This is a genomic window from Nocardia sp. NBC_00511, assembly GCF_045161165.1.
Taxonomy (GTDB): domain Bacteria; phylum Actinomycetota; class Actinomycetes; order Mycobacteriales; family Mycobacteriaceae; genus Nocardia.
On record NZ_CP107849.1, the window covers coordinates 1438688 to 1451866 of the forward strand.

At 67.3% G+C, this 13179-nt stretch carries 12 protein-coding genes; 8 read left to right on the forward strand and 4 right to left on the reverse strand.

Going from position 1 to position 13179, the window contains the following annotated elements; all coding sequences use genetic code 11:
* Window positions 1-3 precede the first annotated feature (3 nt).
* Window positions 4-747 carry a FadR/GntR family transcriptional regulator gene (locus OG300_RS06950; RefSeq protein ID WP_405493310.1) on the reverse strand — a complete coding sequence of 248 codons (744 nt, stop codon included), beginning with the start codon at window positions 745-747 and terminating at the stop codon, window positions 4-6.
* 151 nt (window positions 748-898) lie between these two features.
* On the opposite strand from OG300_RS06950, the gene OG300_RS06955 reads away from it, so the two are divergent.
* Together OG300_RS06955 and OG300_RS06960 are read left to right on the forward strand one after the other, a co-directional pair.
* Window positions 899-2047 carry an acetamidase/formamidase family protein gene (locus OG300_RS06955; RefSeq protein WP_405493312.1) on the forward strand — a complete coding sequence of 383 codons (1149 nt, stop codon included), beginning with the start codon at window positions 899-901 and terminating at the stop codon, window positions 2045-2047.
* 17 nt (window positions 2048-2064) lie between these two features.
* Window positions 2065-3237, forward strand: a complete 1173-nt coding sequence (locus OG300_RS06960) for an amidase family protein (protein WP_405493314.1) — start codon at window positions 2065-2067, stop codon at window positions 3235-3237.
* Here the strand turns inward: OG300_RS06960 and OG300_RS06965 are convergent.
* Together OG300_RS06965 and OG300_RS06970 are read right to left on the reverse strand one after the other, a co-directional pair.
* The gene (locus OG300_RS06965) at window positions 3224-4519 is read right to left on the reverse strand and encodes an amidohydrolase family protein (protein ID WP_405493316.1); all 1296 of its coding nucleotides are present in this window, start codon (window positions 4517-4519) and stop codon (window positions 3224-3226) included. The genes OG300_RS06960 and OG300_RS06965 overlap by 14 nt on opposite strands.
* 82 nt (window positions 4520-4601) lie before the next feature.
* Window positions 4602-5288, reverse strand: a complete 687-nt coding sequence (locus OG300_RS06970) for a GntR family transcriptional regulator (protein ID WP_405493318.1) — start codon at window positions 5286-5288, stop codon at window positions 4602-4604.
* A 188-nt stretch (window positions 5289-5476) separates the two neighbouring features.
* On the opposite strand from OG300_RS06970, the gene OG300_RS06975 reads away from it, so the two are divergent.
* From OG300_RS06975 to OG300_RS07000, 6 genes are all read left to right on the forward strand, one after another.
* On the forward strand, window positions 5477-6220 hold the full coding sequence (locus tag OG300_RS06975; protein ID WP_405493320.1) for a sulfite exporter TauE/SafE family protein: 744 nt from the start codon (window positions 5477-5479) through the stop codon (window positions 6218-6220).
* Between the two features lie 37 nt (window positions 6221-6257).
* On the forward strand, window positions 6258-7457 hold the full coding sequence (locus OG300_RS06980) for an amidohydrolase (RefSeq protein ID WP_405493322.1): 1200 nt from the start codon (window positions 6258-6260) through the stop codon (window positions 7455-7457).
* 69 nt (window positions 7458-7526) lie between these two features.
* On the forward strand, window positions 7527-8369 hold the full coding sequence (locus OG300_RS06985; RefSeq protein WP_405493324.1) for an ABC transporter ATP-binding protein: 843 nt from the start codon (window positions 7527-7529) through the stop codon (window positions 8367-8369).
* Window positions 8366-9241 carry an ABC transporter permease gene (locus tag OG300_RS06990; RefSeq protein ID WP_405493326.1) on the forward strand — a complete coding sequence of 292 codons (876 nt, stop codon included), beginning with the start codon at window positions 8366-8368 and terminating at the stop codon, window positions 9239-9241. Before OG300_RS06985 ends, OG300_RS06990 begins: the two co-directional genes overlap by 4 nt.
* A 45-nt stretch (window positions 9242-9286) precedes the next feature.
* Complete coding sequence (locus OG300_RS06995) at window positions 9287-10420, forward strand: ABC transporter substrate-binding protein (protein WP_405493328.1); 1134 nt, start codon at window positions 9287-9289, stop codon at window positions 10418-10420.
* Window positions 10421-10662: 242 nt separating this feature from the next.
* Window positions 10663-12129, forward strand: coding sequence for a DUF222 domain-containing protein (locus OG300_RS07000; RefSeq protein ID WP_405493330.1), 1467 nt, complete (start codon window positions 10663-10665; stop codon window positions 12127-12129).
* A 441-nt stretch (window positions 12130-12570) separates the two neighbouring features.
* On the opposite strand, the gene OG300_RS07005 is transcribed toward OG300_RS07000, so the two are convergent.
* On the reverse strand, window positions 12571-13149 hold the full coding sequence (locus OG300_RS07005) for a DivIVA domain-containing protein (protein ID WP_405493332.1): 579 nt from the start codon (window positions 13147-13149) through the stop codon (window positions 12571-12573).
* Window positions 13150-13179: the final 30 nt, after the last annotated feature.

Sequence of the window (13179 nt, forward strand, 5' to 3'; positions counted from 1 at the left end):
CTCTCACCGCGCTGAACCGGAGGAAATTCCACGGTGAGAGCTCCTTGACCTTGGCGGGGCGGGGGTGCTCAGGTGGCGGACCTCTCGGAGATGGGTTTCCATGGCGGCCGCGGCGGCGGGGCCGTCGTGGCGGGTGATGGCCTGATAGATGAGGTGGTGGCCGGCGATGGAGAGGCGGCGGCTGTGGCGGGTGCGGTGCGAGAGGGTGCGGGTGCGGTGGGTCCAGTCGGTGGTCATGGTGCACAGCGCCAGCAGCAGCGGGTTCTGGGCGGCGTGCCCCAGCAGGGTGTGGAATTCGATGTCCAGGCGCAATGATTCGGCGGGGGAGAGGGATTCGCTGGACCGGGTCAGGACGTGTTCGAGCGACAGCAGGTTGGATTCGACGGCACGTTCGGCGGCCAGCTGGGCGATGCGCGGTTCGACCAGGTCGCGCAGCTCGGTGGCGTAGCCGAGTTCGATATCGAGGTCGCCGAAGCCCTCGGTGAGATCGCCGGCCCTGCGCGGGATTTCGGTCACCGTGCTGCCGCGGCCCTGACGGCGTTCGATGAGCTTCTTGGATTCCAGCTCGAACATGGCCTGCCGCAGCGAGGAGCGGGAGACGTTCATGTTCGCGGCCAGTTCGCGTTCCGGCGGCAGGCGATCACCGGCGCGTAGTTCGCCACTGGTGATCAGCCCCTCCAGGTGGGCGGCGACCTCCGCGCTGACGCTGTGCGGGCGGCGGCGGAGCGGTGGGATCGAGGCCGTCATCGACCCCACTCTAAAACCGTTCGCGGTCAGGCTATTTCGGCGCGGTAAAGCGTCCGTTACGTTCCGTTTCCGCCGCTGCCCCGGATTGTTCGCCGGGCCTATGGTCGGCAGATCGGATGGTCCGACCAATTGCGGTCGGGTAGGAGAGGTAGTGAACGTGGCGTCCATCGTGCACGGATTCGATCCGGCGTTCCCGGTACTGCAACCGAGCGCGGGGATCGGCGGTGACGTGCCGTATCTGCCCGCCGATCCGTCGACGGTGCTGTGGGGGCGACTGCCGCGCACGGGCGATCGGCCCATCGCGACCATGGGTGCGGGGGACACGGTGGTCGTCGACACCGTCAGTCACGAAGGCATTCTCGATGATCAAGGCTCGGACCCGGTCGCGTACTTCGGGCGGCACGGGGTCGAGCGGGATTTCGTGCTGGCCGATGCCGTCGAGGTGACCGCCACCCGGACCCGGGACTCGCTGGCCGGACCGCACATCATCACCGGACCCATCGCGGTGTCGGGAGCACAGCCCGGAGACCTGCTCGCCATCCGCGTCGACGATCTCACCATGCGTGCGCCCTACGGTGTCGTGTCCACCCGGCACGCGCGCGGCGTGCTGGCCCACCGGATCGGGTTCGACGGCGATTACGGGCAGTTCTGCGCGGTCGAATCCCGGCCGGAGGGCTGGTTCGGCACCATGCCGTTGCACCCGAATCGCCCACACCGCGCGGCATTTCCGCTGCATCCGTTCCTCGGCATCATCGGTGTCGCCACCGATACCGAAGACCGCCTCTCCTCGGTCCCGCCCGGTCTGCACGGCGGCAATATCGACATCCGGCGGCTGACTCCGGGCACGACACTGTTCCTTCCGGTGCAGGTGCCGGACGCGCTGTTCTATATCGGCGACCCGCATTTCGCGCAGGGGAACGGCGAAGTCGCGCTCACCGCGATGGAAGCGCCGCTGCGGGCACGGCTCACCGTGGATGTCATTCCCGCCGCCCAGGTGCGCGCCGGACTGGGTCGCCCGGTCGGTCCGTTCGCGATCGGCAACGGACTGTTGATTCCCACCGGACTGGATGCCGACATCGACCGGGCACTCGCCACCTGCGTCCGCAATGCAGTCGAACTCGTGGTGTCGATGTTCGACGCCGATCCCAAGCAGGCGTACCTGTACCTGAGTGCCGCAACAGATTTCACCATCTCGCAGGCGGTGGATCAGGTACGCGGCGTGCACGGGGAGGTGCGGGTCGCGGACTTCGCGCATCACGCCGGCAGTGACCTGGCCAAGCGTGTGCTCGAGCGCGCGTGATGACGGCGGTGCGGGAAATGGGTGAGCGGGCAGCCGAATTCGACCGAAGCGTGTGGCGTCAGTACGGAACGCCACTGGTAGCTGCGACCGGAACCGGTCCGCTGAGCGGTCACACGGTCGCGGTCAAAGACCTGTACGAGGTGGCCGGTCATCCACTCGGAGGCGGGGTTCCGCAATATTTGGGTGAGCCCCGAACCAGCCACGCGACGGTGGTGTCCCGACTGTTGAGCGCTGGTGCCGACATCGCCGGTATCGCGCATACGGATGAATTCGCGTACAGCATCACGGGCGGCAACGGGGCCTATGGGATGCCGGTGAATCCGGCCGCACCGCAACGCATTCCGGGTGGCTCCTCGAGCGGATCCGCGGTCGCCGTGGCACGCGGCGAGGCGGCCATCGGATTGGGCACCGACACCGCGGGTTCCATTCGTGTCCCGGCCGCGTATCAGGGCCTGTGGGGGATCCGGACCTCGCACGGGGTGGTACCGAGCGCCGGAATACTGCCGCTGGCGCAGTCTTTCGACACGGTCGGCTGGATGGCCCGCGACCCGTACACCCTCGCGACGGTCGCGGAATGCCTTTTGCCCGAGCCGGATTCGAATGCTCCCCGGCTGATCGTGGATCCGCTGCTCTCCGCTGTCGCCGACGACGAGCTCGCGGCGGCGAGCCTGGCGGTGGCCGAGCAAGGGGGTGCCGAGCAAGTGGACCTGGATGCCGACCTGGATTCCTGGTTTGCCGCCTTCCGCACCGTGCAGGCCTTCGAAGCCTGGGCGAATCACGGCGCCTGGATCACCGCCCACCCGGATGCCCTGAGTCCTGAAGTCGCGCAGCGCTTCACGTTCGCGTCGACCGTGACATCGGCCGGCGCGAACGCGGCTCGAGAACGCCTGCGGGTGGCGGCCGAAACCCTGAACGGCCTGCTGCGGGAAAGCATCCTGATACTGCCGACCACCGCGACCGTCGCCCCGCTTCGGATGGCTTCGGCAGGCACATTGGAGTCGGGCCGGACGCGGACACTGCATCTGACCTGTCTGGCTTCGATCGCGGGCGGTGCCGCAGTGACGATGCCGGTGGCGACGGTCCAGGGGGTGCCGAACGGTGTCTGCCTGCTCGGTGCTCCCGGCGCGGACCGATCGGTGATTCGAGCGGCCATCGCCATCAGCCGCCGGATGGGATTCACGCCGCGGTGAGCGGGTCGCCCGGTGAGGTGAGCAGCTCCCGGGTTCGGCTGGTGCGGGCCGTGATTCGGCCCTCCTTGATCACGTAATTGCAGTCGGGGCGATCGAGTAGAGCGGTGGCGAGCCGGTGGGTGGACAGCACCACCAGGTCGGCGGCGGCACCGACGCGCAGGCCGTAGGTGGCGGCGATGCCGAGCGCTCGGGCAGCCTCCGTCGTCGCCATGCCGAGTACCCGGGTGAGATCCGCCGAACCGGACAGGTGCGAGGTCTGCGCGAGGAACAGGCCGATGTCGAGCAGGTCGGCATTGCCGTACGGCGTGAAGGCATTGCGAATGTTGTTGGAGGAGTAGGCCGTGGTGACCCCCGCGTCCCAGAGTTCGCGGATCGGGGCGATCCCGCGCCGGATATTGGTGGTGTCGGTGCGCCCGCCGAGATGCATATCGGTGGCGGGCAGCGGGACCACCGAGATACCCGCGGCGGCCAGGTGTTCCAGGGTGCGGGCCCGCTCGGCGGGGGTGCGCGCGGCCAGGGATGTCATGTGCCCGAGGGTGACTCGGCCGTGGCGGCCGGTGCGTTCGGTGACCTCGGCGATGTAGTCGGCCATGTTGTACCGGGGGTCGGTGGCGTCGTCGGCGAAGTCGGCGTGGATGTCCAGGGGCACACCGAATTCGGCGGCCAGGTCGAAGATCATGTCGATGTGGCGGCGGGAATCCTCCACGGTACGTTCGTTGTACGCGCAGCCACCCAGGACATCCGCACCCGCGTAGAGCGCTTCGCGCAGCAGGTCGATGGTGCCGGGAGCCTGCAGAATTCCCTCCTGGGGGAAGGCGACGATCTGCAGGTCCAGGATGCCGCGGTACTCCTCGCGCAGCTCCAGCAGGGCCGCCACCCCGCGCAGACCGACGATCGGGTCCACGTCGGGATGCGCGCGAACGGTGGTGGTGCCGTTGACGATCGCCATGTCCAGGACGCGGCGGGCCCGATCACGGATGGAGGCGACGGTGAAGCCGCGTTTGAGTTCGGCGGTGACCGCGATGGCACCGGCCAGGGTGCCGTCGGGATTGGCCTTCTCGGCGTCCAGCAGTGCCTTGTCCAGGTGCACATGGGATTCGATGAGCCCCGGGATGACGACCCGCCCGGCGCACTCGATGGTCTGGCGGCTGGCGGTGGGCAGGTGCGGGCCGATGGCGAGGATGACACCGGCCTGCACCGCGATGTCCACCGGCTCGGCGTCGTCGCTGATGCGGGCTGCGCGGAGCAGCAGATCCACCCTGCGTGGCAACGGATCCGTCATGGCTACCTCCCGGAACGAAAGTCGTACCGGTTTGTATACGACAGCCGTGTTTCGTCCCGGCGCGAGAAATGCTGCGCGGAGGTTACGAAGCCCGGGAGCGTGAACCGTCCTGGCGCGCAGCGCTTTCCGAGCGGCTGCGGAAGCGGTACGCGGTGTCGGCATGGGCGATGTGCGCGGCGACCACCGCGGCGGCGCGGTCGGGGTCACCGGCTTCCAGTGCGGCGCAGATCTCCTCGTGCTCGCGCCAGGAGTCACCGGCGCGGCGGGGCAGCTCCACCGAGTACACCCAGGCGATCTTCCAGCTCAGCTGGGTGATCAGCTGCGCGAGCATGGTGCTGCCGGAGGCTTCGGCGAGTACCTCGTGGAAACGGCTGTTGAGGCGGGCCAGCTCGTCGAGGCGGCCCGCGCGCACCGCATCCTGGCCCAGCGCGGTGAGTTCCTTGAGCCGGCCCAGCTGTTCGGGGGTACGGCGCTGGGCGGCGCGGGAGGCGCACAGGGGTTCCAGCCGGGCGCGGATCTCGAGCAGGTCCGCGGCCTCATCCTCGGTCAGGGCGGCGACGAAGACCCCGGCGTAGGGGCGCGACGAGGCGAAACCCTCGGCTTCCAAGGTGCGCAGTGCTTCTCGGACCGGGACCCGGGAGACGCCGTAGCTCTCGGCCAGCGCCTCCTCGGTCAGCCGCTGGCCGGGGGTGAACGCGCCGCGGATGATGTCGTCGCGGATGGCGCGGCACAGCTGCTGCGGTGTCAGGCGTCCGGCGGTGCTGGTCACTGCGGCCTCACAGGGGAAATCGGCGGAACGGGGGTTTGCATACGATCCATCGCGAACGCGCGCGATGGGATCTCGCCAATGTACAGGGGCATCGGTGTGATCGCGGGTGTGGCTGTCGCGCATCGCTTTCGGCTCGCCGAACCGGAAGTGTTTGTATACGATGCGGCCATTCTGTCCGGAAGGATTCCATGGATTCCGCGCATCTCGTGCTCCTGTCCACCGCCGGTTTCGGGGCGGGCGTCTGCAATGCCATCGCGGGCGGCGGCAGCCTGCTGTCGTTTCCCGCACTGCTGGCCACGGGGCTGCCGCCGGTGACGGCGACGGTCACCAACTCGGTGTCGGTGTGGCCCGGGTATCTGGGCGGGGCCGCGGCCCTGCGACGACACCTCGACTCGCACCGCTCCCTGGTGCCCGGGCTGGTGCTGACCGGGATCGCCGGGGCGGTCGGCGGCGTGATCGCACTGCTCGCCGCGCCCCCGAAGGTGTTCGCGGCGTTGGTGCCCTATCTGATCCTCGCGGCCACCGCGGTGTTCGCGGCGCAACCGGCGGTATCGCGGAAGCTGGCCGCGCGGGGTGCGGATTCGCGGTTGCGGCTGTTCGGAGGTGTGTTCCTCGGGGCCGTCTACGGCGCGTACTTCAACGGCGGCATGGGAATCGTGCTGCTGACCGCGCTGGCACTGGGGATCGACGCGTCCATCACCCGCCTCAACGGCTTGAAAAGCCTGCTGACCCTGACCGTTTCGACCACGGCCATGCTCGCGGTCGCGCTGTTCGGACCGGTGCGGTGGTCGGCGGTCGTGGTCCTGGCCCCGGCGTGTCTGCTCGGCGGGGTGGTCGGTGCGCGGCTGGCCGATCGATTGCGGCCGGGGGTGTTCCGGGCCGTGGTGATCGTTTTCGGTGTAGGGGCGGGGACGGCGATGTTGCTGTCCTGAGGGTTTCGGTTTCTCTTCGATACAGGTGGTGTGAGCAATGAACGAACTGTTGTTGCGCGGCGGCAGGCCGTGGACTCCGGGTGCGGCGGTCGAGGTCGCCGACATTCTGGTGCGGGACGGGCGGATCGCGGAGATCGGGCCCGGGCTGACCGCCGACACGGCCGAGACGGTCGATCTCGCTGGCGCGCTGGTGCTTCCGGGCCTCGTCGACGCGCACTGTCATCTGGACAAGACCATGTTCGGTGGTCCCTGGGTGCCCAATACCGGCGGACGCACGCTGGCCGGGCGCATTGCCAACGGGGAGGGGCGGCGCGAGGAGCTCGGCCTGCCCAGTGCCGACTACGCGTCGAATCTGCTGGCGGCCATGGTGTCCGGGGGGACCGCGCACGTACGCAGTCACATCGACATCGACCCGGAGGTGGGGTTGCGCGGCGTGGAGGCGGTGCGGGCCGCGGCCGCCCGGCACGCGCACCGGGTGGACGTGCAACTGGTGGCCTTCCCGCAGGGCGGCCTGCTGACCCGGCCCGGGACCGCCAAGCTGCTGGAAGCCGCACTGGCCGAGGGCGTCGAGGTGATCGGCGGCCTGGATCCGGCCGGGTACGACGGGGATCCGACCGGACAACTGGACGTGATCTTCGGACTGGCGGAGAAGTACGGGGCGGGGATCGATATCCACCTGCACGACCGGGGTGCGCTGGGGGCCTGGCAGTTCGAGCTGATCGCGGCGCGAACCCGGGCCACCGGACTGGCTGGACGAGTGACGATCAGTCACGCCTACGCAATGGGCGAGCTGGCTCCCGACGAGCAGCGGCGGATCGCGGAAACCCTCGCGGAGGCCGGGGTTTCGATGATCACCTGTGCCGTCGGGGACGCGCCCGTGGTGCCTGTACGGGTCATGCGCGCGGCCGGTGCGGGACTGGCGTTCGGCAACGACGGGATCCGAGATCTGTGGACGCCGTACGGGGACGGGGACATGCTGCGCCGGATCATGCAGGTGTCGTTCCGGGACCGCCTGGTCGCGGATGCCGAGATCGAACTGGCGTTGGAAGCCGGAACCTACGGTGGCGCGGCGCTGCTCGGGGTGGCCGACTACGGCTTGGCCGTTGGCGCGCAGGCGGACCTGTTCGCGGTGTCCGCCGAAACCCCTGCGGCCGCGGTGGTTTCGGTGCCGGTGCGGTCACTGGTGGTGAAGCGCGGGCGAATCGTCGCGCGCGACGGCCGTCTCGTGACGGACTGATCGTATACGAAACAAGCGTGTAATCGCCTGGACCGCATCCGGCAATGAGCCACCGATAGAACTGTTTCCATGCGCACCACCGCCTCAACCAGCTCCGAAGGCCAAGGCCCGGAACGGGATACGGACGCCGCCGAGGGCGGCAATGTATACACCGCTTCGGCCCTGGCCTTTCAGAATGTCGGATTGACCTTCGAGAACGGCACGCACGCGCTCGAATGCATCGACATCGTCATCCGGCCCGGCGAGTTCGTCTCGCTGGTCGGACCGTCCGGGTGTGGCAAGTCCACCCTGCTGCGACTGGCCGCCGACTTCGAAAAGCCCACCACCGGAAGCGTTTCCGTATCCACCGCGAAGGTCGGGTACGTGTTCCAGGAGGCGACGTTGCTGCCGTGGCGGTCCGTGCTCCGGAACGTCGAACTGCCCGCGGAACTCGCGGGTACCGGGAAGGCCGAACGCCGCGCCACCGCGCGGGCCGCCTTGGAGCTGGTCGGGCTGGCGGGCTTCGAGAACCACAAGCCCGCACAGCTTTCCGGCGGCATGCGGATGCGGGCCTCGATCGCGCGCGCACTGACCGGGGCTCCCGAGCTGTTCCTGTTCGACGAGCCCTTCGGGGCGCTCGACGAGATCACTCGGCAGCGGCTCAACGAGGAGGTCGGCGGGCTGTATCGGCGGGAAGGCTTCACCGGGGTGTTCGTGACGCACTCGGTGGCGGAGGCGGTGTTCATGTCGACGCGAGTGGTCGTGCTCACCGGGCGGCCGGGTCGGGTCGCGGCGGATATTGCTGTGCCGCTGGAGTTTCCGAGGACGCCGGAGTCTCGATACTCGACGGAGTTCGGGGCGATCGCGGCCGAGGTGTCGGCGGCTCTGCACGATGCGGAGCGCGAGGGTGCGACGCGGCGGAGTGCGGCATGACGGCCGCGGCGGCGGACGGCATTGGAGCCGTCGAGGTGAGTGCGGTGCCCGACGAAACCGGTCCGGCGCGAAAACTGCACTGGCCCTTCGCTATCGCGCCCATCCGGGTGGTCGCGCCGATCCTGGTCTTCCTGCTCGTCATGGGTTTGTGGACGATCGCCAGCCACTTCCTGATCCCGCAGGAATCCCGGTTCCTGTTGCCGCCACCCGAAGCGGTGGTGTCCAAGGGGCTGCTCGACGCGACGGCCCGGACCGAGATCCTCTCGGCACTCTGGTCGACCGTGCAGATCGCCCTGGTCGGGCTGGTCATCGCGATCGCCGTCGGCGTCGCGTTCGCGGTGCTGATGAGCCAGGCGCGGTGGGCGGAGTACTCGCTGTACCCGTATGCGGTGATCCTGCAGACGATTCCGGTATTGGCGGTGGTGCCGCTGTTCGGGTTCTGGTTCGGCTACGAATTCAGCAGCCGGGTGATCGTGTGTGTGATGGTGTCGCTGTTCCCGGTGATCACGAACACGCTGTTCGGGTTGAAGTCGGTGCAGCCCGCCGAGCATGATCTGTTCAGTCTGCACGGGGCGAATCGGTGGCAGCAGCTGCTGAAATTGCAGCTCCCGGCCGCACTGCCCGCCATGATCTCCGGGTTCAAGATCTCGGCGGGAATGGCCGTCATCGGATCCATCGTCGCGGATTTCTTCTTCCGGCAGGGTGATCCCGGCATCGGCCGGATGATCGATGTCTACCGGCAGCGGCTGGCCACCGAGCAGCTGCTCACCGCGCTGCTGCTGTCCTCACTGGTCGGACTGGTCCTGTTCTGGATCTTCGACTTCCTCGCCGGGCGCGTCGACCGCGCCCACGGCAAACGTGCCGGTGCGTAACCGGACCTGTTCTCCAGCACAATGTTTCAACCTTTAGGAATGCTCGTGAAGAAACACGTCCTCGCCGCCGCCGCGCTGGCCGGCAGTGTCCTGCTCACCACCGCCTGCGGAGGTGGCTCCTCCACCCCGAAGCCGACCGGGCAGGGTGTGCTCGCCGGTGTCTGTCCCTCGACCATCGTCATCCAGACGGACTGGTACGCGACACCGGAACGGGCGGCGGCCTACCAGCTGGTCGGCCCCAACGGCACCGTCGACGTCAAGAAGGGCGCCTACAGTGGACCGCTCGGTGACACCGGCGTGAATGTCGAAGTGCGCCTGGGCGGTCCGTTCCTCGGCGGTCAGCCGGTGCCCGCGCAGATGTACCAGGACAACTCCATCACCCTGGGCCTGGTGCCGACCGACGAGCAGGTGCAGGCGAAGACCAAGTTCCCGCTGACCGGCGTGTTCGCCTCCCTCGACATCAACCCGCAGATCGTCATGTGGGATCCGGCCACCTACACCGTCAACTCGTGGAAGGACGTGGCCGCCACCGGCGCCCCGATCCTGTACTCCGAGGGCAAGCTCTACATGGACTATCTGGTCGCCAACGGATACGTGAAGAAGGAACAGCTCGACGCCTCCTACGACGGCACCCCCAGCCGTTTCGTGGCCGAACACGGTCGCGTCATGCAGCAGGGCTACGTCTCCAACGAGCCCTACCGCTGGGAACACGACGTGAAGGGCTGGCAGAAGCCGACCGGCCACCTGCTCGTCGCCCAGTCCGGATACGAGTCCTACCCGCACGCCTGGTCGGTCCGCACCGGCGAACTCGACAAACTCCGCCCCTGCCTGCAGAAGCTCGTCCCCATGCTCCAGCAATCCGAGATCGACTACGTCACCAACCCCGAACCCACCAACCAAGCCCTGCTGCGCATTTCGCAGACGATCCCCGACGGCCCGCCCATCAGCGCCGCGGGCAACACCGACTCGGTCAAGGTCCAACTGGCGGAGAAGATCGTCGGCAACGGCCCCGACAACACCCTCGGCAACTTCGACCCCGCTCGGGTGGACCGCTCCATCGCCCAGGTCATCCCGCTCCTGAAAGCTCGCGGCCAACAGGTTCCCGACAACCTGAAGGCCTCCGACATCGTCACCAACGAATTCATCGACCCCGCAAAGGGACTCAAGCCTCAGGGCTGAAGAAGATTTGCGAAGGGTGTGGCCGCTTGTCGTCGTGCCGGGTTCGTCGGCACCGCGACAAGTGGCCACACCTTCGTGCGTTGGTTCCACACTCGTGAACTACAGGAATTCTCGGCAGCGCCATTGAATTGCAACTCCCGCAAGGGAATGGGCATTCAACGCTTGTATTCTACGTGTGAAAACGACAGTGAGACAGGACAATTCGGGTTCTCGAACTGACGGAATGGCGGTAGAATTGAGCTATGAATTCGGGGGAATCATCCAACATGAGCGGTATGGCCAACCTGGTCGCCGCCGTGGGTGTCGTCGCCTCCACCGATTTCACACACTTCTCCGAGGATGAGCTCACGGAGTTCATGCAGCAGAGCGAGATGTGCCGCCGTCAATTGTCGGCGATGGATTCCCGGTTGATCATCGAAATCTCCGACCGGTCCATGCCGCAGACCTCCGGCGCGGGTGGGGTGGTGCGGTATCTGCGGGACACGTTGCGGCTCACCAAATACGACGCCACCTGCCGAGTGAAGGTCACCGAACAGGTCGGCGAATTCCGTGACCCCACAGGACATGTGCGCGAGCCAGCGTTGGCGGCTACCGCGCACGCGTACGAGATCGGTGAGATCTCCCGCGACCATGTCCGCAACATCATCGAAGTCCTCCACCAGCTCCCGGACGCGGTGGACGCGGAAACGCGTACCGAGGTCGAAACGCAACTCCTGGACTACTCGCGTGAGGGTTGGCCGGATGACCTGCCGCGCATCGGTCGTGAAATCACCGCACGCCTCGACCCCGACGGTTCCCTGACCACTGATGCGGATCGTAAGCGTATGCGGGGCATCACGATCGGTCGCCAACGCGCCGACGGCATGTCCTGGGTCCAGGGCTGGATCATGCCCACGGTCCGCACCGTGTGGGACGTCATCATTTCGAAGTACGCGCGCCCCGGTGTGTGCAACCTCGATGATCCCGAGAGCCCGAACTTGTTCTACGGCAAGGTCGACAAGGCTGTCCTCGAGGCTGCCGCGCGGCGTGACACGCGTACCGCAGCGATGCGTATTCATGATGCTCTGGCGATGGTCCTGAACCCGGACATCGATCCGGCCAAGCTCGGCAAGCACCGCGGCCTTCCGGTCCAGGCGGTCATCACGATGAGCCTGGAAGACTTGGAGAACGCGGCCGGTATCGCCAACACCGCGACCGGTACGCAGCTTTCGATCAATGAGGCGTTGAAGATGGCGGCGGGCACCAAGCCGATCCTCGCGATCTTCGACCGTCACGGCATGCCCCTCCACCTGCGCCGCGCCCGCCGCCTGGCCAGCTCCGCCCAGCGTTTGGCGTTGATCGCTTCCGAAAAGGGTTGCACCCGACCGGGATGCGACGCACCACCGAGCATGTGCGCGGTGCATCACGTCACCGATTGGGCCAAGGGCGGACCCACCGACCTGCGGAACCTGACCTTGGCGTGCGATCACTGCCATGCGTTGGTGAATGACGGCCCGAATGGCTGGAAAACCGTGGTGATGGGTAAGGATTCGCCGTTCGCTGGTCGGACGGGGTGGATCAAGCCTTTGCCGGTCGATCCGACACAGACTCCGCGGGTGAATCATCTGCACCATAAGGCGGAGCAGATCGCGCAATCGGTGGCACGCAGCCACAACCGGCGAGCACGGTTGGCGTATCAAGCGCGAATCGCCCACCGCGCACCCGAATAGCGCGCAGCCTCCAGCTCGGCCCGGCACATCCACTACAGCATTCACCGTGCTGAAGGCTGCCCCGCTGCGCAGCCTGGCACTGCTCATGCGACCGCGCAGGCCTCCACGGCGAGAGTGTCTGGGGCTTTTGTCTTTCCGGGTTTTGTCTCGAGGGTTCTTTTCTTGCTTGTTCTTGTCCGGGCGGTCTTGGTCTTGAAAGGTGATGCGTGCAGTCCGTGGGCTGGGACCGAGGGTGGCGGCTCTCGAGTCGCGTCAGCGAACGTCCGGTAGGGCAGGCGAGGTAACCACGCTGAACTAAATCTCTGAGCCTGCATTGTGAACCGGTGGTGGGTTTATCCAGGGGTAGGAGGGCGACCCTCATCCAGCGACTACCACGTCCGCCGCTGCGGAAGCATCACCTCATCCGACCCCGGCGTCCCACCGCCCCCGGATATCTCCGGGCTACGGAAGAGCAGTCGGGTGAGGAGCTTCGGCGTGATCAGCGGCGAGCTGGTGTGCGGCCAGATCCAGGAAGGCGTCTACTTCTTCGCGGTGGTAGGACGGGGTGCCGTGGGGGGCGAGGTGGAAGGTGGTGTGGTGGATGTCTTCCGAGGTGAGACCTACGGGGCCGCGGTGGGCGAGGGTGGCGGCGAGGCGGTCGAGGAAGGCGCCTACTTCTTCGGCTGCGTAGCCGGGGTGGCCGTACGGGGGTGCGGAGAAGCGGAGGTGGAGGATGTCGTGGTGGGTGAGGGGTTCGGTGGGGCGGGGTTTGGGGGAGTAGCCGTGGCCTCGGCCCCGGTATTCGATGTCGAGGCAGACCTGGTCGAGGAAGTCGTCGACCTGTTCGCAGTCGTAGCCGCGGTTGCCGCGCACCGGGTTGTCGAATTCGACGAGGCGGATGTCGGCGGTGGTGAGGTGGTCGAGGCCGAGCATGGTGTCGGCGATGCGGATGCGGAAGGCGTCGACCTGACCGGCGTGGTAGCCGTGATGCCCCGACGGTGCATGGCCGAATCGTTTGCGGCGAACGTCGTCGGGGGTCACGGGCGACATTGTGCCAAGGCGTTCATGTCC

What these genes read in the sequence shown, in the direction of transcription:
- OG300_RS06950 (WP_405493310.1), bottom strand. Translation starts at nt 747, where the DNA reads ATGACGGCCTCGATCCCACCGCTCCGCCGCCGCCCGCACAGCGTCAGC.
- OG300_RS06960 (WP_405493314.1), top strand. Translation starts at nt 2,065, where the DNA reads ATGGGTGAGCGGGCAGCCGAATTCGACCGAAGCGTGTGGCGTCAGTAC.
- OG300_RS06965 (WP_405493316.1), bottom strand. Translation starts at nt 4,519, where the DNA reads ATGACGGATCCGTTGCCACGCAGGGTGGATCTGCTGCTCCGCGCAGCC.
- OG300_RS06975 (WP_405493320.1), top strand. Translation starts at nt 5,477, where the DNA reads ATGGATTCCGCGCATCTCGTGCTCCTGTCCACCGCCGGTTTCGGGGCG.
- OG300_RS06980 (WP_405493322.1), top strand. Translation starts at nt 6,258, where the DNA reads ATGAACGAACTGTTGTTGCGCGGCGGCAGGCCGTGGACTCCGGGTGCG.
- OG300_RS06985 (WP_405493324.1), top strand. Translation starts at nt 7,527, where the DNA reads ATGCGCACCACCGCCTCAACCAGCTCCGAAGGCCAAGGCCCGGAACGG.
- OG300_RS06990 (WP_405493326.1), top strand. Translation starts at nt 8,366, where the DNA reads ATGACGGCCGCGGCGGCGGACGGCATTGGAGCCGTCGAGGTGAGTGCG.
- OG300_RS07000 (WP_405493330.1), top strand. Translation starts at nt 10,663, where the DNA reads ATGAATTCGGGGGAATCATCCAACATGAGCGGTATGGCCAACCTGGTC.